Genomic DNA, 20,452 nt, shown 5'->3' on the forward strand with positions numbered 1-20,452 from the left:
AACGGCGTGATAAATTACGCCGCTACGGTTAATTTATATTCACCCGGCTTACCAGCCAAAATCACAATCATTAAAATCTCGAAAGTCATTTGTCAGAGCCATCTGAGAATTATCTATATTTTCCGTCAGAGGTACGCATTCCGTTTACCTCGCGTTAACCTTTAAACGTCAATCATCCCTTGATTCATTATTTTTTTACCCTTGTTTTTCGGCGACAGGATGCGCCGATTTATTTTTTTCGCCTCAGGCGTCAGGATATTTAAGAGCAACGGGTGGCCTTATGACCAAATCGGGTAATTTCGGTTATCGCGCGGATATTGACGGCCTGCGCGCCGTCGCGATCTTATCAGTGGTGTTGTTCCATTCAGGTGTGACCTTCCTGCCCGGTGGTTTTATTGGCGTAGATATTTTCTTTGTTATTTCTGGCTTTTTAATTGGTGGCATTATCAGCCGGGAAATAACCGAAGCGCGTTTCTCCTTTTATCAATTCTACTTACGACGTATACGACGCATTGCCCCGGCATTGTTTTTTATGATGGCGATCCTGCTATTACTCGGCTACCTCCTGCTTTCCCCGCTCGAATTCAGTCAGCTGGCAAAATACAGCGTGGCGGTATTTATTTCCGTGCCCAATATGCTGCTGATGAAAAGCGGCGACTACTTCAGCACCGATTCCGATTTAAACCCGCTGCTGATGACCTGGTCACTCGGCATCGAAGAACAGTTCTACGTGGTGTTGCCCTTTATTTTGCTGCTGACCGCACGCTTCAGACGCTCCATGCCAGGGGTGATTCTGGTGATCAGCATCGCCTCGTTAATCGCCTGCCTGTGGATGACCCCGGTTAACAGTACCCGCGCGTTCTATCTGCTGCCGACCCGCGCCTGGGAGCTGGGAGCTGGGGTGCTGCTGGCACTGTGGCAACCACAGCCAATAGAGGGGCGCGCCGCCAACGGGTGTAATCTGCTCGGCTGGCTGCTGATTGTGGCCTCTGCCATGCTGCTGGCCAACAACAGTGACTTCCCCGGCTGGCTGGCCATGATTCCGGTGGCGGCAGGTTGCCTGATGATCGGCGCGCGCGGTCGCCTGAACCAGCTGCTGCTGGAAAACCGCGTGATGCGCTTTATCGGTACCGTCTCCTACTCCTGGTATTTATGGCACTGGCCGCTGCTCAGCCTGGCGCGTATTTGTAGCGATCATCCGTTAACGGTCTGGCAGGGTCTGGCGATTAGCGCCCTGGCGTTGCTGATTGCCTGGATCTCCTGGCGCTTTGTCGAGCAACCTTTCCGTCATCCGCAACGTGCCACCCGCCTGGTGATCCCGGTTTACTGTGCCTCCTCACTGTTGGCCGCCGGTGCGATGGTGATCCTGTGGCAAACCGGCGGCCTGAAGTATCGCGTCAGCGAACAGGTGGTCAACGGTGAGTCGTGGAAAATTTCGGCGCAGCGCAACCCATGCCTGCTGGACTACGGTGCCAATTTCCCGTCATTGAATGCGCAGTGCCATCCGGACACCGATCAGCCCGGTATTGCCTTAATCGGCGATAGCCATGCCGCCGCGCTGCGCACCCCGGTCGCGGGTTATGCATTGCGCCAGCACAAGCCGCTGTTTCAGCTAACAAAAGCCTCCTGCCCGTTTTTGATTGATGCGACGCGGGTGGTGGTTCAGGAACCCGCCCATGCCCAGCAGTGCGTCGATTTTAATCGCGAGGTACTGAAAATGGTGCTGAGTGACAAGATTGATGAAGTAGTGATCAGTGCCTACTGGGCATCCGGCATGAGCATCCTGCCGGGCTCCGGTTTCCGTGAGCTGGCGCATCCGGAAAAAAGCAATCTGGAGGCGTTAAAATTCGGTATGGATAAGGTGGTGGCGGCACTGCAACAGGCCGGGAAGAAAGTCACCATCATTGAGGATGCCCCATCGCTGGATATCGATCCTCTGCGCTACAGCAACAACCGTAATATCCCGATTCGCCGTGAACTGAGCGACTGGCTGGGGCGCTGGGATACCCCGCCATTGAGCACGGCACGCACCAAACTCTTCCAGTACCCGGAAGCGGCGGTGGATAAACTGCTGCAAAGCTATGCCAGTGCCGGTGTGCGGGTGCTGTCTTTGCGTGAAAACCTTTGTAATGACCATGGTTGCCTGTTTGCCAATAACGGCTTGCCGTTGTATTACGACAACAACCATCTCAGCCCCTATGGTGGCGAGATTGCGTTAGGAAAGAACTGGTGAGAAACCAAAAAAATACGTAGCGGCGCGATTTATCGCGAAATGCCGGGATGGATAGACACCGTCACTGGACAAAACAAAAATAACGCGATAAATCGCGCCGCTACCCCCTAAATAAATTGGGCGGCCTGGGCCGCCCAATTTATTATTTATTTCGCTTCGCCAGCGGCCATGCCAGCATCAGCAGCACTATCCAGGCAAAACCGACATACAGCGACACGCGCGTATCCGGGAAGTAACCAATCAGGGCGATGATAAAGGCAAGGAACACCACTCCAACCCACGCCGTGGCACTGCCGCCAGGCAAGGCAAACTTCAGCTTACCCACTTCCTGCTGGCTAATCTTGCGGCGGAAGGCAATCTGCGACAGCAGAATCATGATCCACACCCAGACGGTAGCAAAGGTCGCCAGGGAGGCGATCACCAGAAAGACCTTCTCCGGCATCAGGTAGTTGAGATAGACCGCAACCAGCATGGCAAGCATCATCACCAGCACCGTGACCCACGGAATACCGCGTTCTGAGACCTTCATAAACATCTTCGGTGCATGGCCCTGCTGCGCCATGCCGTGCAGCATACGTCCGACACCAAATACATCACTGTTAATCGCAGACAGAGAAGCCGTCAGCACCACGAAGTTCAGGATTGACGCCGCTGCGGCAATGCCGAGATGCTGGAAGGTCAACACAAAAGGACTGCCAGAAGTACCGACCTGATTCCACGGGTAGATCGACATAATCACAAACAGCGTACCCACGTAGAACACCAGAATACGCCACGGCACCGAGTTGATGGCACGCGGAATCGACTTCTCCGGATCTTTCGCTTCACCGGCGGTGATACCGATGATTTCAATCCCGCCATAGGCAAACATCACCATCTGCAACGACAGCAACATCCCCACCACGCCATGCGCAAAGAAGCCGCCATTGGTCCACAAATTATGGATACCGGTTGGCTGTCCACCGTTGCCGATGCCCCAGAAAATCATGCCAAAACCGGCGATAATCATCACGATGATGGTGGCGACTTTGAAGAAGGAGAACCAGAACTCCACTTCACCAAACACCTTCACGCTCATCAGGTTAATCGCGCCGATAATCAGCACCACGCTCAGCACCCAAATCCAGTGCGGGACCTCGGGGAACCACACCCCCATGTAGATACCAAAAGCTGTCACGTCGGCGATCGCCACGATCAGAATCTCGAAGCAATAAGTCCAGCCGGTGATGTAACCGGCCAGCGGGCCAAGATAATCCTGCGCATAGCGCGAAAATGAACTGGCCTGCGGATTGTTGACCGACATCTCGCCCAGCGCACGCATGATGACATAAGCCACCGCGCCGCCAATGATGTACGCCAGCAACACGCTGGGACCGGCCATTTTGATGGCATCAGCCGAGCCATAAAACAGCCCGGTGCCAATCGCTGACCCCAGCGCCATAAAACGGATATGGCGCGTGCTCAGTCCGCGTTTGAGCTTATTGGTTTCTTGCATAACAACAGTACCTTGCAAATGAAAAAACCACGGGCAGGCCCGTGGTCGAAATTAACAGCAATGTCGCTTACTGGTGAACGGCGACTTGTTCGCGTCCTTTTACGCGATCCACCACCGCCGCGATCAGCAGCATCACCAGCGAAGGCGGCAACCAGGAAAGTCCCTGATCGGCCAGCGGCAGGTGCTGACTGAATAACGGCAGCGCGTCTTTAAAACTGGTGGTTTTGATGGCATCAATAATACCGAACAGCAGGCTGACCAACATCGCCGGAGCGATAATGCGGCTGCTTTTGTTCCACCAGCTCAGGGTGAAGCTCAGTACCACCAGCACGATGCACGGCGGATAAATGGCCGTCAGCACCGGAATCGAAATCTGGATCAGATGGCTCAGGCCGAGGTTCGACACCACCATAGAGAACAGACCGAGGATAAAGACCAGGGCTTTATACGATAACGGCAGGTATTGCGCAAAAAATTCTGCACAGGCACAGGTCAGGCCAACAGCCGTCACCATACAGGCTACGAAGATCAGCGCAGCCAGGAAGAAGCTGCCCATGCCGCCGAAAGTCTGTTGTACATAAGCATGTAAAATCGCCGCGCCGTTGGCATTCTGATCAACAATCGCGCCGCTGTCTGAACCCAGCTTGAACAGGCAGAGATAAACCAGTGTCAGACCGACACCGGCGATGATCCCCGCCAGCATGGTGTAACGGGTCAGCAGGCGCGCATCTTCCACACCGCGTGAACGGGCAGCGTTGACGATAACAATACCGAACACCAGCGCGCCCAGCGTATCCATGGTCAGATAGCCGTTAACAAAACCGCTGGAGAAGGCAGCACGCTGATAATCCGCCGTCGCCGGAGAGAGACCACCGGCAGGCCACAAGAGCGCGGCGATGCCCAGCACCGTCAGCGCAACAATTTTCAGCGGTGCCAGGAAATGACCCACGGTATCCAGCAATTTGCCCGGATAGAGGGAAATGACGATCACCAGCGAGAAGTAGATCAGGCTGTAGATAAACAGCGGCAGCGCACCATCACCGGTCAGCGGGGCAATGCCCACTTCAAAGGATACGGTTGCGGTACGCGGCGTCGCGAACAGCGGGCCAACAGCCAGATAGCACACGGTCGCCAGCAGCAGACCGGCGGCTTTGCCAATCGGCGAGCTAAGGGCATCGATACCGCCGCCCACACGCGCCAGGGCGATGACGGTCATCACCGGCAGACCTACCGCGGTAATCAGAAAACCAATAGCGGCAGTCCAGACGTGTTCGCCAGACTGAATACCTACCATCGGTGGGAAAATGATGTTTCCTGCGCCGACAAACAGGGCAAACGTCATGAAGCCCAGCGCGAGGATATCCTTCGGGGTTAAACGATATGTCATAAACTTCTGTACTGCCTGTAACTGATGTTGCGGTGGAAGTTGGGTTCGTGTTGTCCCCTGACCGCGCTAAAAACAACGACTTATCAGGCAATGCCAGTGCGTTATGCTCGCCGTATACTCAAAGCGCAGGTGATTTAAACTGCTTTTCTTCTGTTCACAGAGGGATGGATTGACAACGGGCCGTAGTAAAACGTTTATAGCGAAGAAAGGCAATACGGGATCGGAAAACCAGAAGGATATAGCACGAATCAGGGGAAAAGCAGTGAATCAGTATAGATAAGGTCGATAACGCATCAGATGATTTGCTGAAACTTTCCACAGTGCGAGAGATATACGTGCAAAACTTGCTTTCTACATGCACAAAAGGCGCGATTTACGCGCCTGTTTGCACAACTTTACATCATCACCACACCTGATTTGCGATATCGACTACGAGGCGAATTTTTTGCCACTGCTGTTCCTCGCTCAGGCTGTTACCCTCTTCGGTGGAAGCAAAACCACACTGCGGGCTGAGACAAATCTGCTCCAGGCTGACGAATTGCGCCGCTTCCTGCAAACGCGCTTTCACCTGTGCCGGATCTTCCAGCTCACCGGTTTTAGTGGTAATCAGGCCCAGTACCACCTGTTGATGGCCCGGCTTAATAAAGCGCAGCGGCTCAAAACCACCTGAACGCTCGTTGTCATATTCGAGGAAGAAAGCATCGATATTCACGCCACCAAACAGGATTTCAGCCACCGGCTCATAGCCGCCTTCCGAGATCCAGGTTGAACGGAAGTTACCGCGACACACATGCAGTCCCACTGTCAGATCCGCCGGTTTACCTTCCAGCGCCGTATTCAGCACCTGAGCGTAGATGTGCGCCAGTTCCTGTGGATCTTCGCCACGCTCACGGATCTGCTGTTGCTGATCCACCGAGCACAGGTAGGCCCAGACGGTATCATCCAGTTGCAGATAACGGCAGCCCGCAGCGTAAAACGCCTTGATGGCATCTTTGTAGGTCTGCGCCAGATCGGCGAAATAGTCTTTCAGATCTGGATAGACGGTGGCATCGATCACTTTACGACCACCACGGAAGTGCAGCACGCTTGGGCTGGGGATGGTCATCTTCGGTACCGCATCACCGGCAATGCTTTGCAGGAAGCGGAAATGTTCCAGCATCGGGTGATTGGGGTTAAACGCCACTTTGCCAGTCACTTTGACGCCACGCGCTTTGGTCTGCACGCCGTTGAATTGAATGCCCTGCTCGGCTTCGTAACGCTCCACGCCCAGCAGACTGTCAAAGAAGTCAAAGTGCCACCATGCACGACGGAACTCACCATCAGTCACCACTTTCAGGCCATTAGCACGCTGTTGCTCCACGACATGGCGGATGGCCTCATCTTCTACCTGGCGCAGCTGGGCGGCATCAATCTCACCCTGAGCAAACTGCTCACGCGCCTGCTTGATCGCAGCGGGACGCAGAAAACTGCCGACGGTATCGGCGCGGAACGGGGCGGTAACTCGTTGCATGATCACTCCTGGCTAAAGCCGTAAACGCATGGTTGCGTCAGGTAATAATTTCGTCCGGTTATTTTTAGCCATCTGGATGGCTACATGGCTAAAGAGAGTGACATGCTAAGCGAAATTGGGCAAACGAAGAAAATTCAGGTGACATGAAGAAAATTCATGTTGTGATGCGCGTTCTTCAATTCCCCTCTATGGCCGCCCGCGCCAGCGCCATCTGGCTATCTGACAGCGGCAGGTAGCCTGCCTCACTGACGCGGCGCTGCCCCTGGGGCGACAATACCTGGTGCAGAAATGCAGATACCAGCGGTGGCAAAGGTTTGCCGGGCGCTTTGTTGACGTAGAGATAAAGAGGACGTGACCACGGATAGCGCCCGCTGCGGATAGACTCTGCATCAGGCATCACGCTGTCGCCACTGGCGGTCACCACCGGTAAGGTTTTTACCCCACTCAGATGAAAACCAAAGCTGGCATAGCCGATACTGTTGGGCGTCGCCGCCACGGCCTGCACCACAGCTGCGGAACCGGGAAATTCGGATACATCAGCACGGAAATCACCTTTGCACAGCACCTGCTGCTTGAAGAAACCCCAGGTGCCGGAAGCTGAGTTGCGTCCATAACGCTCGATGCTGCGCGTTTCCCAGCCGGGAAGGGTCAGCCCCACATCGCCCCAGCGCTGTGCGGCGTGCGGTGCACCGCATAAACGCGTCACCGAAAACAGCGCATCAAGTTGCTGCGGTTCGATGCGCGTCAGCGGGTTGTCCTGATTCACCACCACCACCAGCGCATCCATCGCCACCGGCACTGCCAGCGGCGGGTAGCCGTAGCGGGTAGTAAACAGCTGGCGCTCGTCTGCCTGCATTGGCCGGCTCATCGGACCGAGTTGCGCCGCTCCGGCAGCCAGCGCCGTGGGAGCGGTTGATGATCCCGCCGCCTGTACCTGTACATTCACACCGGGCGACTGGCGGCTGAAATCCTCACCCCACAGCGTCATCAGATAACCGAGGGTATCGGAACCCACACTACTCAGATTGCCAGCCAGCATGGTTTGTTGCCCCTGTGCCAGGACAGAGAACGACAGCAAAATGAACAGCAGCAACGATTTCATGCGGGATTTCCGTGACAGTTATTGCGCCACATTCTCCCGTATCCCACTGGCGACAATCAACCTTGGCGGCAGGATAAAGCTGAAGCTCGTCTCCTGATGCGGCACACTGCTGATCTCAAGCCGCGTATTGTGGTGGCCAAGAGCATGTTTCACGATCGCCAGTCCCAGTCCGCTTCCCCCGGTGGCGCGTGAACGTGCTTTATCCACCCGATAAAAACGTTCGGTGAGACGGGGCAGATGTTCAGCACTGATACCCGGCCCGTTATCGCACACCTTAAACTCCGCGCCCTGCTTACTCCGCAGCCAGCTGATATCAATCCGCGTACCTTCCGGTGTATGGTTCACCGCGTTGTACACCAGATTGGAGATTGCGCTACGTAGTTGCTCATCATTGCCGAGCACTTTGAGGTGCGGGTCAGTGTGGAAATGAATCTCGTGTCGTCCCTGGCTGAGGGTCTCCGCCTCACGCTGCAACAGCAACAGCATGGTTGGCACATCAACGGTCTCTTTCAGATCAATGGCGGGAGCGGCCTCAATGCGCGAAAGCGTCAGCAGTTGTTTCACCAGGCTATCCATACGCCGGGTTTGCTCCTGCATGGTTTGCAACGCTTTATTGCGCGAACGTTCGTTCATTACCGAATCGTTCATCATTTCAAGGTAGCCCTGCAACACGGTGAGCGGCGTGCGCAGTTCATGGCTCACGTTGGCAAAGAAGCTACGTCGTGCGCCTTCCAGCTGGTGCATTTGCGTGACATCGCGCGCCACCATCAGCCACTGTCCTTCGCTGTAAGGCATCACGCGAAACTCCATATGATGCTGATTATTCAGCACCAGTGTCAGGGGCTTGTTGAAATCACGCTGGCGAATATAGCGGGAGAACTCAGGATAACGCAGCAGGTTGAGGATGTTCTGGCCGTTATCTTCCGGCCAGCGCAGACCGAGATGCTGCTGTGCCAGACCGTTACACCAGAAAATGGTGCCCTCTTCCGTGGTCAGCACCACCGCATCCGGCAGCGATTCTGCACCACTGCGAAAACGCTTGATCAGATTGCCTAACTCGCGGCGGCGGCGGCGGTTACGCAACTGCATTTGATACAGGCCGTAAAACAACGGTTCCCAGCTGGCACGCCCGCCGGGTGGCGTCATGGATCGATCAATCCACAGCCAGTGCGACAGCCGCATCAGGTTCCAGAAGTGCCATAACAGCACACCCAGTACCGAAGCCAGCAGCAGCCAGGGAAGATAACCAAACAGCAAACCGAGAATCAGTGCCGGCAGACAAGCCAGCACCAGCTCGGTTAATAATCTCTTCCAGGAGAGTCGTTCCAGCACGGTATAAACTCCGTTTAGTAGCGGGCAGAGAAACGATACCCTGTTCCGCGTACGGTTTGTACCATGCGGTCGTGGCCGGAGACCTCCAGCGCTTTACGTAAACGACGGATATGTACATCGACAGTACGATCTTCGACATACACATTGGTGCCCCAGACATGGTTCAGCAGCTGTTCGCGGCTGTAAACGCGTTCCGGGTGCGTCATAAAGAAGTGCAGCAGTTTATACTCGGTCGGCCCCATCTCCAGTGGCGTGGTCTCTGACATCACACGATGCGATGATGGGTCGAGGCTCAGCCCCTGCATCTCAATCACTTCTTCCACTGCCATCGGTGAAATACGGCGCATCACCGCTTTGATACGGGCCATCAGTTCTTTGGGGGAGAAAGGTTTGGTGATGTAATCATCCGCGCCTACTTCCAGACCACGTACGCGATCCTCCTCTTCACCACGCGCTGTCAGCATCATCACCGGGATATCCCGCGTCATGGCTTCACGCTTCAGGTGTTTGATAAACTGGATACCGCTACCACCGGGTAACATCCAGTCCAGCAAAATCAAATCTGGCCAGGGTTCAATCAGCTTCCCTACTGCGCTGTCATAATCTTCCGCCTCAATCGGCTGGTAATCGTTCTGTTCCAGCACGAAACATAACATTTCACGGATGGGAGCTTCGTCTTCCACAACCAAAATGCGCTTAGCCATTATTACTCCTGCTGATATGACGGCTGTCACTGAGATTTGCGGCGTCATTATGCGTCAGTTTTATGACACTTTTATGAAAAAACCAACGGGTGGTCTGGAGTATAAAAACAGAAATGTGACAGCAGAAACAGGATTTTTGGCGGGTAGCATACGAATATGCTTCTCAGGTAATTATTAAGAAAAAATGATTTTTCCCGGACCGGGAAGCTAACCTTCCCGACCTCTCAGTAGGATGCTATCCCAGAGCTGGGTTAACGACGTATTTTATACCTCAGGATGGTCATTCAGATCCATCTGGCGTACTAATTCTTCCATCTTCTCGCAGGATTTCGCTTTTTCCGCCATCTGTGCTTTCAGCGCAGAGAACTTATCCGTTGCCAGCAGCTGATCACTCATGCTGATAAACTCATCCTGCGTTATATCACCCGCAAATATCGGTGGGACGTCCGCCTGGTCCCAGTAATAATTCATACTCATCAGGGTAGTTATGGCTATGGCTTCATCATGGGTTGTGACTTTCTGGCTGGCGGAAATAATGGCATCGAAAAAATCACGCAGGAAAGCGCTCACATCTTTTGGTCGGAAGGCATCAAGATAAAAGAAATGCGCGCGAGCATTCCCGGGTTCGGCACCCTCAACATAGGGAATTGATATTGTTGTCATTACCCCGTAGTTCGGCAGGCAATTTTCAGCGCGATAATTAAAATCGGGGTTCAGCACCATCGCTAAAAAATCTTCCCGCAACGAGGCTAAATAGGCCGGAGAGGGGCCAACAACAGGAGGATGGGCGATAAATACCCAACCTGGAGCGCGGTTATAAACCACCGCATCATCGTCTACAGTTCTTCCTCTGGTAGTAACAAACGTTGCGAAAAGCTCAGCAGTATCACCCGCAGGAACGACATCGGCCCCGAAAGGCAGTAAGGACGATGTTCTTCCCGTCGCCCTGCCGTAAATCAGTTTTTCATACTCTTCTGGCCCCATCGTGACGGGCGCTTCTGTGTCGTATTGAGAGGTCGCAGACCCCATACGCTGTGCTGAATTCGCCACCACGACAATATTGTCCCCAGCCGCAGAAGCTAAAGCATGGCTATCGGGTGCTGAACGCATGGCGGAGGTGGAGGTTACAGATTCGCTACGGTTAACAGGAAACATATTTATCTCCTTACGTTATCAGTGAGCCTTTATTTAACCTCTAATATTTTTCCGCGCTGAATAGTTAACTTCTGAGGAATTGATGATTTTTCCGGCGCATTTGTTCGGCTAATACGCATGTCAGTGGCAGTCCCATCCGTATATAATCGCCCAACGCGAAATCTGGCAGGGAGCATCCATGCGCATCATTCATACGGCGGACTGGCATCTGGGCCAGTTCTTTTACAGCAAAAGTCGTGCGGCGGAACATCAGGCCTTTCTCGACTGGCTGCGCCAGCAAATTGAGCGGCATCAGGTGGATGCACTCATTATCGCCGGTGACCTGTTTGATACCGGTTCCCCCCCGAGTTACGCACGTGAAATGTTTAACCGCTTTGTGGTGGCCTTACAGGCCAGCGGTTGCCAGCTGATTGTGCTGGCCGGTAACCATGATTCGGTAGCCACGCTAAATGAATCCCGTGAACTGCTCGCCTGCCTGAATACCCAGGTGATCACCAGCGCAACGCCGCAGGGCGAGCAGCAGGTACTGACGCTGAAACGGCGTGACGGCTCGCCAGGCGCGGTGCTGTGCGCCATCCCTTATCTGCGTCCACGCGATATTTTGCGCAGCCAGGCCGGACAATCCGGACGGGAAAAACAGCTTTCGCTGCTGGAAGCCATCGAGCAGCATTATCAGCACTGCTTTGCCGCCGCTGAGGCACAGCGCGCGGCGTTGGGCGGCCAGCTGCCGATTATCGCCACCGGCCATCTCACTACCGTGGGGGTGACCAAAAGTGATTCAGTACGCGATATCTATATCGGCACCCTGGATGCCTTCCCGGCCCAGGCCTTTCCCGCCGCGGATTACATCGCCCTCGGCCATATCCATCGTGCACAACGCATTGCCGACAGCGACCAAATTCGCTACAGCGGCTCCCCCATCCCGCTGAGTTTTGATGAGCTGGGTCGGGATAAAAGCGTGTTCCTGCTTGATTTCAGCACAGGCCTCGATGCCGTGACACCGCTGACCATTCCGCTGTTTCAGCCAATGCAAATGCTCAAAGGCTCGCTGGCGGAGATTGAACAGCAGCTGGCCGCCTTTAAAGATAGCGATGCATCACAACCGGTGTGGCTGGACATTGAAATCACCACTCAGGAACATCTCAGCGATCTGCAACGACGGATTGAGCAACTGACAGAAGGCTTACCGGTGGAAGTGCTACTGGTCCGCCGCAGCCGTGAGCAACGTAGCCGCAGCCTGGCACGGCTGGATAATGAAACCCTGAGCGAATTGCAGGTTGAAGAGGTATTTGCACGTCGTCTGGCGCTGGAAGAAGATCTGGATACGGAACAGGCTGCGCGGCTCACCCAACTGTTTCGCACCACCCTTGCCGCGCTGGAGAACCCTTCTGCATGAAAATCCTGACGCTGCGTTTTAAAAACCTCAACGCCCTGCGCGGTGAATGGTTTATTGATTTTCGTCGCGAGCCTTTTGCCAGCAATGGCCTGTTCGCCATCACCGGTGCCACCGGAGCGGGTAAAACCACCCTACTCGATGCCATCTGTCTGGCGCTTTACCACCAGACCCCCCGTCTCGGTGTGTTATCACAAAGTCAGAATGAACTCATCACCCGCGATACCGCCGAATGTCTGGCTGAAGTGGAGTTTGAAATCAAAGGTGAAGCCTGGCGAGCCTTCTGGAGCCAGAACCGCGCCCGTGGTCAGGCCGATGGTAAATTGCAGGCACCGCGCGTTGAACTGGCACGCTGCGCTGACAACCAAATCGTCGCCGACAAAGTGGGTGACAAACTCAGGCTGATCGAAACCTTATCTGGCCTCGATTTCGCCCGTTTTACCCGCTCGATGATGTTGTCGCAGGGGCAGTTCGCCGCCTTCCTCAATGCGAAACCCGGCGAACGCGCCGAGCTGCTGGAAGAACTGACCGGCACCGAGATTTACGGGCAGGTTTCGATGCAGGTTTTTGAGCGTTACAAAACCGCCCGTACCGATCTTGATACCCTGCGCGCCCGTGCCGGTGGCATGGTGCTGCTGGATGAAGCCCGTCGGGCAGAACTGACTTCGCAACTGGAACAACTCAGCACCAGCGAAGCGACACTCAACCAGCAACTGATCACCACCCAGCAACAGCAGCAGTGGTTAACCCTGGCCCGGCAACTGACCAATGAGCAGCAGCAGGCACAGCAGGGGCTTCACACCGCAGAAAGTGCGTGGCAGCATGCAGAACCGGAACGCCAGCGACTGGCACGCGCCGAACCGGCGGAAAAACTGCGCGATAAGCTGCAACAGCGGGAACAGTTACGCCAGGAACTGGCGGCACTGACGCAGCAATCACAGCAGTTACTGGAGCAGCAGCAACAGGCGCTCGACGCTCAGCAGCAGGGTGAAGTGCGTTATCAGGCGGCACAGCAGGCGCGAGATCAGGCGCAGGCCGGACAACAGCAACTGGAAACGTTGCTGACAGAACATGTCATCCCGCTTGACCAGCAAATCGCCACCCTGCAACAGCAGATCACCGAACAACAACGGCAACTGGTCCAGCAGCAGCAAGTGTTGCAACAAAGCGGAGCCGCACTCAGCCAGCAACAGCAGGAGAGTGAACGCTTACAACAGATCTGGGATGAACAGCAGCAGTGGCGCACCACACAAGCCAGCGTTGCTGAATGGGGAGAACATCTGGCGCGCTGGCAAGCCGATATTGCGCGACTGGATGAGCGCGAGCAGGCCATCGCCCAGTTGAGCAACCAGCATCAGCAGCAGCGACAGCAGCTCGACCAGCTACAGCAAGCCTTCTCTGCTCGCCAGCATGCGGCGCAGCCAGTGGCAGAGCTGGAGTCACAACATGATATCAGTCAGGTGCGTGATGCGCTGGCACAACATCAGGCGCAGCGTGCATCCCGCCAGCAGCTAACCTTGCTGGCTGCACAGTGGCGCTCGCTCCAGCCACAACAGCAACAACGCCAGCAGAAACTGCACGCGTTAACCCAGCAATATCAGGCGGAAGAACAGGTTTTACAGGCGCTGCGCGAGGAGTGGAAGCGCATCAATCAAGCGCGAATTGATGTGCAGAAAATCTGTGATTTGGAACTCACCATCGCCCGGCTGGCGGATGAACGCGCCCGGTTACAGCCGGACCAACCCTGCCCGCTATGCGGCTCCTGTCAGCATCCAGCTATCGAAGAATATCGACAGCTGGAACCCGGTGAAAATCAGCAGCGGCTTGTCGCACTGCAAAATCAGGAAAATCAGTTAAAAGAATCCGGCACCGCTAAAGGTGAGCAACAACGCCTGTCGCTGCTGCAACAGCAGGCGTTGCAGCAGGAACTCAAGGATATCGGGCAGCAAATCACCACCTTGACTGAGCAATGGCAACGGCTGACTGGTGAGTTGGCGCTCACCTTTGCGCTGGGGCAGCAAGATGAAGTTACCTGCTGGCAACAGCAGCAGGATCAGCAGGAAAACCAGCTACGCGAATGGCTGGAACATCTGCAACAGCAGCAGCTGGCGCAGCAGCAGATTACCAGCGTCCAGCAGACATTGAACGATCTCAACCAGCGCAGCGAAGCTGAACGCGCGGCCTGGCAGCAATTAAGTCAGCAACTGGAACAGCAGCTGACACCGCATCAACTCGCCCTGCCCGCACGTGATACACGCGCCAACTGGCTGGAAGCATTGCAGCAACGCTGGCAAAAATGGCAGGAGAGTGAGCGGTTACTCACTACCCTGCAACCACAGCGAGCCAAAGCAGACAGTGAATTGCACAACCGGCAACAAAACCATGCGCGTGAACAACAGCGGCTGGACACCCTGCAACAGGGACTGAACGGTTTACAGCAGCAACGGGCAGAACAGCAGCAACAGCGCCAGCAGCTGTTTGGCGATCGTCAGGTGCAGGCCGAGCGCCAGGCACAGCAGCAATTGATGCAGCAGTGCGAACGGGAGCTGGTGCAGCAGTTGCAGGCATGGCAGCAGGCGCAAAGCACGCTGCATAGCCTGAATGGGCAACGGGCGCAAATCGACCAGCAACAGCAAATGCTGGCTGCGCGGGTTCAGGACGCCGAAAGCACCTTCCTCAGCGCATTGCGGAAAAGTGATTTCGCCGACGAGGTGGCGCTGCGTGAGGCGTTACTCGATGAACATCAGGCGCTGCAACTGCGTCAGCATTTACAGGCACTGGAGCAACAACGTCAGCAGCAAATCACCCTGACCCGGCAGCTGGAGCAGAGGCTGAACGCACATCAGCAGCAACGTCCGGCAGAGCTGAGCGATGACAGGACGGCGGACATTGAGGCAAGGCTGGAAAACCTGCGCATGGCGCTGCGCGATAATGCCCGCCATCAGGGCGAAGCACAGCAACAGTTGCAAAGTGACACCGCTTTGCGTCAGCAGCAGCATTCCCTGTTGAGCCAAATCAGCGACAACGAAGCAGAGCTGCAACAGTGGAGCCAGCTCAATGAATTAATTGGCTCAGCCAAAGGTGACAAATTCCGCCGTTTCGCGCAGGGCCTGACGCTCGATCATCTGGTGTGGCTGGCGAATCGTCAGCTCGATCGCCTGCATGGCCGTTATCTGTTGCAACGCCGTGCCAGCGATGAGCTGGAGCTGGATGTGGTGGATACCTGGCAGGCCGATGCCACCCGTGATACCCGTACCTTGTCAGGCGGCGAGAGTTTTCTGGTGAGTCTGGCGCTGGCGCTGGCCTTGTCCGACCTGGTCAGCCATAAAACGCGTATTGAATCGTTGTTCCTTGATGAAGGCTTCGGCACGCTGGATGCCGAGACGCTGGATGCCGCGCTCGATGCGCTGGATGCACTGAATGCCAGTGGCAAAACCATCGGCGTGATCAGCCATGTGGAAGCCATGAAGGAACGCATTCCGGTGCAGATCAAGGTGCGTAAGATGAACGGGCTGGGTTACAGCAAGCTGGAGTTGCCAGGGGAATAAGCCGTCGCGACGTGATTTTCGTGTGGAAGGGAGCGGATACCCCGCTCCCTTTGCTATCACTTAACGCGCTGCCGTTACCGGACGACGCGGTCCCGCCAGCAGGCCGCCATCTTCGTTTTGTGCCAGCAAACGTGCGCTGGTCACACCGGCAATGGTATGTGCTTTATCGGTGACATTATTGGCGATTTGTTTCACCGCCGCCGACACCAGGATGCCGATGATGCCACCATTATTGTTGTTACCATTCTCGCCGTCATTGGCAGTGGCGCTGCCCTGCCACAGTTCCTTGCCGGTACGCAAATCCACCAGACGCGCCGATGCCGATACCTTCGTGTTGCTGTCCACCACTAAATAACTGGTACCGTAATCGGTAATCGAAATATACAGTGCGCTGTCAGCATGGAAAATATCGTGCAGACGCTGGGTACTTACCGCCTGAATATCATGACCATTGGTCAGACCGTTCTGCTGGAACGTCTCTTCCACCACCGCCACCGGGAACACGTAATAACCCGCTTCCGCCAGAGGCTGCGTCACCAGCGACGTGAAGCTATGCGCGGCATTGACGTCTGGCGCTTTGTTTTCCGCCGGCAGCACCAGAATCGAAGCCGGTTTGCTGGCACGAAACGCGCTGTAGTCATAAGGTTTTTTATGCGGCGCGCAGCCGGTCAGCAGCAGCGCGGTCAGCACCGCCAAGCCTGCAATCAGTTTGTTCACTGGGTTGCTCCTTTTTTCTTACTCATCAGAAAATCCATATACGGGGCGGATTCAGGGAATTGCTGTTTCTCCGCGGCAAACTGGCTGAACGCTTTATCCGTCTGGCCGGTCTGGGCATACAGCAGGCCCAGCTGCGCATGCAGACCCGGAGCAACCGGTTTATTCACCGAACGGGCTTTTTCGATATCCAGATTCAGCGCATCAATCTGCTGCATCGGATCTTTGTCTTTCTGGTAGTAGCTATAAATCTGCTGCTGGTAATCGCCCCAGTAATAAATCGGTTCCGGCCCTTTTGGTGCACAACCTGCCAGTACACCCGCCGCAATCAGCGCGGCACTCAGTTTGATCAATTTCATCGGGAATATCCTTATTTCGCCGGACGCCAGGCGCCGCTGGTAATGCCGTCAACCAGATGATCGACTGCTTCGCGGATCGCCAGATCCATCACTTTGCCGTTCAGGGTGGAGTCGTAGCTGGCGGTGCCGCCAAAACCAATCACTTCACGTGCGGAAAGCTGGTATTCGCCCGCACCCTGCGCGCTGTAAACCACTTCAGAGGTGGTGACGTCGACTACATTGAGGTTGACCTTGGCGTAAGCGACCTGGGTTTTACCGCGGCCCAGAATGCCCCACAGCTGCTGATCACCCACTTCTTTGCGACCAAACTCGGTGATATCGCCGGTGACGATATAGTTGGCCCCTTTAATGTTTTGCTGGCTGTGCTTAAAGTTCGCTTCCTGCTGCAGCTCTTTCAGGTTGCTGCGTTCCAGCACGTTAAAACGCCCGGTTTGCTGCAAATGGGTGATCAAAATAGTTTTTGACTGATTACCCAGACGATCCACGCCATCAGAGAAGATGCCGTTCATATACGACGAACGGTTATCAAACTGGCCTACTGCAATCGGGCTACGCACGCCCTGGTACGCCGGTTGGCTGGCGGCCCGCACCTGCGGGGCTTCGATGGCGCGCGAAGACTCAGTGGCACAGCCACTCAGCAGTGCTGCCGATAACAAGGAGAGTGCCGCAAAGGCATATTTTTTTTGCATTTCAGATCCATGAATAAAGAAGAGAAAGCCGCACGGGGCGGCAAATTCTGGTTTTTCCGACAGTAAGACGATTGCCATAGCATTCAGAGAGTCGGTCTGTAGACTGTCGGCAGGGCACAATCAGATCTTTAGGGCTAATAACGGTATATTAATGAATTTAATTAATAGAATGGCGGGACTATTGGGCCTGCTAACCATTGGGGTGGTGCTTAGCGCCTGTCAGAATTCCTCATCACAACAACAGGATGAGGCGAGCAATGTCTGCCAGCCGGATAAGTCACCGACGAGTGCATCCTGCAAATGGGCTGATGAAATGCAGCTGAAGCTGGTACATGATTTTCGTGATGCCAGTCATTATGCTGGTCAGCGTTGCCTGGTACGGCTGGAGTGGGAAAAAAGCGGGCGCTATGCCGTCACCCAGACCCAGGGCGATGAGCCGCTGTGTCTGCGTGCCTGGCAGTTGATTGGTCAGTCGAAAGGATTACCACCGCCACCCGATCGTGGGCAGCCAGCGTGGTTTGGCTTTGCGCCACAGCAGGTTAATTTACCAGTCCATCTTGCCGCCATTGACGCGGACTAATGCCAAACCAGCGACGAAACGCGCGTGAAAACGCGCTCACTTCGGAATACCCCAGCAACAGCGCCATTTCGGAAATCGGCAGTTGTTTCTGTTGCAGATAATGGGTGGCCATTTCGCACCGCACCTTGTCCACCAGCGCGGTGAAACTGATACCCTCTTCGCGCAACCGGCGCTGTAACGACCAGCTCGACAGTCCCATCTTGTCGGCAATTTCCTCCAGCACCGGCTCGCCCTGAATCAGCGACAGATTGACCTGCGAACGCGCCTGCTCCACCACGCTCTGCAGGCTGGCGCTGCTGTTGAGGCGGCGGATCGCATCCTGCATCACCATCAGCAACATCGGATCCTGCTCTGGCATGGTACGTAACAGATCGCGTTTCGGGATCAATAACGAGTTGAAGGGTTGTTCGAACCACACCGGCGCATCAAAGACTTTGCAGTGCTCATGCCACTGCTCCGGGCGCGGATGTTCGAAGTGAACTTCACGTGGTGCCCAGTTTTTCCCTGCTACATGACGGATCAGGTTGAGAAACATGCCGAGCGTCAGCTCCGCATCCTGCCGACGTGACAGAATCGCCCCGTGGCGTACCTGATAATCCAGCCGCCAGCAGTCGCCTTTGTCCACCAGGCGCGTCAGGGTGTCATGCTGGTGCCACGGAAAAGCATTCACCACGTTATGCAGTGCCTGCTCCAGCGTCGGCGAACATAGGCCGATGTAGCCAATCAGGCCTAATGACTGCGGTTTGAACTGCCTGCCGTAGTGCAAACCGAAGTTATCAAAACCGGAATGTCGCGCCGCTTCTTCCATCACGCGGCAATAGTTCACCAGGCCCAGACTGAGGGTCGGGCTGGCGAGCAATTCTGAATCAATGCCGCTGATGCCAAAGATGCGATCCACATCACCGCCTTTACCGGTGATGAAGTCGCTCAGGCCAGTGGCCGCTGCCGCCAGCACGCCACGGTTACTGGCACTGGCATGCGCTGACAAGGCGTTGAACGCCTCGGGCTGTCTCATCAGTGAATTCATGCTGACCTCACAGGATACGCAAGAGTGAATCGAATTACCGTATCCAGCAATTTTCGTACCAGGCGGGCAACGCAGAAAAAGTGGCGATTAGGGTGGATAGCGGACGCGGCGAGCACCGTAACGGCGCAGCCACGCCCGCTGATGGTGCATCAGGCCCCGACAGGCAGCTGGCTGTTCTCCAGATAGCGACGACACAGACGTACTGAATGATCGGCCCAGCGCGGCCCGAGGCTCAGCGCCATTTCGGTTTCGGCATGGGAACCCATCCACGCAGTAAGCTGAATACGACGCTGGATCAGTAAGGTGGGTACCAGCGCCATTTCCGCATCGCTGATATGCCCCACCTGCTCATAGCCGCGGATCCAGTTGTCCACCCAATCTTCAGCACGCGGATGATGCTCGACAAAACTGATCGCCGCCGCCAGATCGTGCAGATACCAGCCGAGGCCGCAGTCATCAAAATCGATCACCCGGGTTTCCCCTTTATGCAACAGCAGATTGGTAAGACGCAGATCGGCATGGATCAGACCATAACGATCCTCGCCTTTGCCAAAATCCTGCAACTCCTGCCCCACGCGGGCGATCGCCTGTTGCACAACAGGATGATCGGCCGGATTCAGGTTGGGCGCGTCCTGCCAGCGTCCCCAGTGGCTGTGATCGCTCACCATCGTATGATGATCCCAGATGATGCGCTGGAAGCCCTGCGGTTTCTGCCAGCGCTTGCTGTGCTGATGCAACCGCGCGGTGATGTGACCGAGCTGCTGGAAGGCTTTGGGATCGACATCGGTGGTCGGCATATCGCCCTCGATCCAGTGAAACAGCACCGCATGACGTACTTCTCCATCCGGCAGGCGCAGCGATAGCACAGTTTCACCATCGCTGGCCGGAATCGCTTCCGGCACCATGATACCGGTGTCGCGCAGCGCATCCAGCCATAGCAACTCGCTCTGGATATCCGCTTTGCTGTGGTAGTCCGGGCGATGCAGACGCAACGCATAACGTTTGCCGCCTGCCTGCACCAGGAAGGTGGCATTTTCAGAACGGCACAGCAGCTTCAGCTCGCCCTGTAGCGCGGCGGGATAGCACGCCAGCGCCTGTTGCGCCAGCACGGTGATTTCAGCATTTGTCAGGGTGTCGGATTGTTTGGCACTCATTCATCAGGCTCCAGGGATGACAACAGTGTTATCAGCATGGGATGACGTCGTCCTGACTGCTTGACCGCAG

General features: G+C 55.5%; 16 protein-coding genes. 4 read left to right on the top strand and 12 right to left on the bottom strand.

Features of this window, described 5'->3' with window-relative positions:
• Positions 1-280: 280 nt before the first annotated feature.
• Entirely contained in the window at positions 281-2,233 is a 1,953-nt protein-coding gene (locus RCF31_RS08305; RefSeq protein WP_416413039.1) for an acyltransferase family protein, read from the top strand.
• Between the two features lie 142 nt (positions 2,234-2,375).
• On the opposite strand, the gene proY is transcribed toward RCF31_RS08305, so the two are convergent.
• From proY to RCF31_RS08340, 7 genes are all read right to left on the bottom strand, one after another.
• Positions 2,376-3,728 carry a proline-specific permease ProY gene (gene proY / locus RCF31_RS08310; RefSeq protein ID WP_299457027.1) on the bottom strand — a complete coding sequence of 451 codons (1,353 nt, stop codon included), beginning with the start codon at positions 3,726-3,728 and terminating at the stop codon, positions 2,376-2,378.
• A gap of 67 nt (positions 3,729-3,795) precedes the next feature.
• Positions 3,796-5,115 (bottom strand): branched-chain amino acid transporter carrier protein BrnQ, encoded by a 1,320-nt coding sequence (gene brnQ, locus RCF31_RS08315; RefSeq protein ID WP_084873080.1) that lies wholly within the window; start codon positions 5,113-5,115, stop codon positions 3,796-3,798.
• 403 nt (positions 5,116-5,518) lie between these two features.
• Complete coding sequence (locus tag RCF31_RS08320; RefSeq protein ID WP_313683626.1) at positions 5,519-6,625, bottom strand: cobalamin-independent methionine synthase II family protein; 1,107 nt, start codon at positions 6,623-6,625, stop codon at positions 5,519-5,521.
• Between the two features lie 175 nt (positions 6,626-6,800).
• Positions 6,801-7,727, bottom strand: a complete 927-nt coding sequence (locus tag RCF31_RS08325; protein ID WP_416413040.1) for a PstS family phosphate ABC transporter substrate-binding protein — start codon at positions 7,725-7,727, stop codon at positions 6,801-6,803.
• A gap of 18 nt (positions 7,728-7,745) precedes the next feature.
• The gene (phoR, locus tag RCF31_RS08330) at positions 7,746-9,059 is read right to left on the bottom strand and encodes a phosphate regulon sensor histidine kinase PhoR (RefSeq protein ID WP_416413041.1); all 1,314 of its coding nucleotides are present in this window, start codon (positions 9,057-9,059) and stop codon (positions 7,746-7,748) included.
• A 14-nt stretch (positions 9,060-9,073) separates the two neighbouring features.
• A complete protein-coding gene (phoB, locus tag RCF31_RS08335) occupies positions 9,074-9,763 on the bottom strand; it encodes a phosphate response regulator transcription factor PhoB (protein WP_003852491.1) in 690 nt (229 codons plus the stop codon).
• A gap of 264 nt (positions 9,764-10,027) precedes the next feature.
• On the bottom strand, positions 10,028-10,918 hold the full coding sequence (locus RCF31_RS08340) for a hypothetical protein (protein ID WP_416413042.1): 891 nt from the start codon (positions 10,916-10,918) through the stop codon (positions 10,028-10,030).
• Between the two features lie 178 nt (positions 10,919-11,096).
• On the opposite strand from RCF31_RS08340, the gene sbcD reads away from it, so the two are divergent.
• Positions 11,097-12,314: an exonuclease subunit SbcD gene (sbcD, locus tag RCF31_RS08345; protein ID WP_416413043.1), complete on the top strand. Its 1,218-nt coding sequence runs from the start codon at positions 11,097-11,099 to the stop codon at positions 12,312-12,314.
• Entirely contained in the window at positions 12,311-15,859 is a 3,549-nt protein-coding gene (locus RCF31_RS08350) for an AAA family ATPase (protein WP_416413044.1), read from the top strand. The genes sbcD and RCF31_RS08350 overlap by 4 nt, the downstream gene beginning before the upstream one ends.
• Before the next feature lie 60 nt (positions 15,860-15,919).
• Here RCF31_RS08350 and RCF31_RS08355 read toward each other — a convergent pair whose 3' ends face one another.
• From RCF31_RS08355 to RCF31_RS08365, 3 genes are read right to left on the bottom strand one after another with little or no spacing between them, the layout of a single operon-like run.
• Positions 15,920-16,576 (bottom strand): DUF799 domain-containing protein, encoded by a 657-nt coding sequence (locus tag RCF31_RS08355; RefSeq protein WP_299457070.1) that lies wholly within the window; start codon positions 16,574-16,576, stop codon positions 15,920-15,922.
• Positions 16,573-16,932: a DUF4810 domain-containing protein gene (locus RCF31_RS08360; RefSeq protein WP_084873065.1), complete on the bottom strand. Its 360-nt coding sequence runs from the start codon at positions 16,930-16,932 to the stop codon at positions 16,573-16,575. The genes RCF31_RS08355 and RCF31_RS08360 overlap by 4 nt, the downstream gene beginning before the upstream one ends.
• Positions 16,933-16,943: 11 nt before the next feature.
• Positions 16,944-17,621 carry a CsgG/HfaB family protein gene (locus tag RCF31_RS08365; RefSeq protein ID WP_208714159.1) on the bottom strand — a complete coding sequence of 226 codons (678 nt, stop codon included), beginning with the start codon at positions 17,619-17,621 and terminating at the stop codon, positions 16,944-16,946.
• 151 nt (positions 17,622-17,772) lie between these two features.
• On the opposite strand from RCF31_RS08365, the gene RCF31_RS08370 reads away from it, so the two are divergent.
• Positions 17,773-18,201, top strand: coding sequence for a cell envelope integrity TolA C-terminal domain-containing protein (locus RCF31_RS08370; protein WP_299457076.1), 429 nt, complete (start codon positions 17,773-17,775; stop codon positions 18,199-18,201).
• Here the strand turns inward: RCF31_RS08370 and RCF31_RS08375 are convergent.
• Both RCF31_RS08375 and RCF31_RS08380 read right to left on the bottom strand, forming a co-directional pair.
• Positions 18,161-19,216, bottom strand: a complete 1,056-nt coding sequence (locus tag RCF31_RS08375; protein ID WP_416413045.1) for an AraC family transcriptional regulator — start codon at positions 19,214-19,216, stop codon at positions 18,161-18,163. The genes RCF31_RS08370 and RCF31_RS08375 overlap by 41 nt on opposite strands.
• A gap of 161 nt (positions 19,217-19,377) precedes the next feature.
• Positions 19,378-20,382 carry a phosphotransferase enzyme family protein gene (locus tag RCF31_RS08380; protein WP_416413046.1) on the bottom strand — a complete coding sequence of 335 codons (1,005 nt, stop codon included), beginning with the start codon at positions 20,380-20,382 and terminating at the stop codon, positions 19,378-19,380.
• Positions 20,383-20,452 lie beyond the last annotated feature (70 nt).

Source organism: Pantoea sp. App145 (genome assembly GCF_047947045.1).
In the GTDB taxonomy this organism is placed as follows: domain Bacteria; phylum Pseudomonadota; class Gammaproteobacteria; order Enterobacterales; family Enterobacteriaceae; genus Pantoea.

What these genes read in the sequence shown, in the direction of transcription:
- RCF31_RS08305 (WP_416413039.1), top strand. Translation starts at nt 281, where the DNA reads ATGACCAAATCGGGTAATTTCGGTTATCGCGCGGATATTGACGGCCTG.
- proY (WP_299457027.1), bottom strand. Translation starts at nt 3,728, where the DNA reads ATGCAAGAAACCAATAAGCTCAAACGCGGACTGAGCACGCGCCATATC.
- brnQ (WP_084873080.1), bottom strand. Translation starts at nt 5,115, where the DNA reads ATGACATATCGTTTAACCCCGAAGGATATCCTCGCGCTGGGCTTCATG.
- RCF31_RS08320 (WP_313683626.1), bottom strand. Translation starts at nt 6,625, where the DNA reads ATGCAACGAGTTACCGCCCCGTTCCGCGCCGATACCGTCGGCAGTTTT.
- RCF31_RS08325 (WP_416413040.1), bottom strand. Translation starts at nt 7,727, where the DNA reads ATGAAATCGTTGCTGCTGTTCATTTTGCTGTCGTTCTCTGTCCTGGCA.
- phoB (WP_003852491.1), bottom strand. Translation starts at nt 9,763, where the DNA reads ATGGCTAAGCGCATTTTGGTTGTGGAAGACGAAGCTCCCATCCGTGAA.
- RCF31_RS08340 (WP_416413042.1), bottom strand. Translation starts at nt 10,918, where the DNA reads ATGTTTCCTGTTAACCGTAGCGAATCTGTAACCTCCACCTCCGCCATG.
- sbcD (WP_416413043.1), top strand. Translation starts at nt 11,097, where the DNA reads ATGCGCATCATTCATACGGCGGACTGGCATCTGGGCCAGTTCTTTTAC.
- RCF31_RS08350 (WP_416413044.1), top strand. Translation starts at nt 12,311, where the DNA reads ATGAAAATCCTGACGCTGCGTTTTAAAAACCTCAACGCCCTGCGCGGT.
- RCF31_RS08360 (WP_084873065.1), bottom strand. Translation starts at nt 16,932, where the DNA reads ATGAAATTGATCAAACTGAGTGCCGCGCTGATTGCGGCGGGTGTACTG.
- RCF31_RS08365 (WP_208714159.1), bottom strand. Translation starts at nt 17,621, where the DNA reads ATGCAAAAAAAATATGCCTTTGCGGCACTCTCCTTGTTATCGGCAGCA.
- RCF31_RS08370 (WP_299457076.1), top strand. Translation starts at nt 17,773, where the DNA reads ATGAATTTAATTAATAGAATGGCGGGACTATTGGGCCTGCTAACCATT.
- RCF31_RS08375 (WP_416413045.1), bottom strand. Translation starts at nt 19,216, where the DNA reads ATGAGACAGCCCGAGGCGTTCAACGCCTTGTCAGCGCATGCCAGTGCC.
- RCF31_RS08380 (WP_416413046.1), bottom strand. Translation starts at nt 20,382, where the DNA reads ATGAGTGCCAAACAATCCGACACCCTGACAAATGCTGAAATCACCGTG.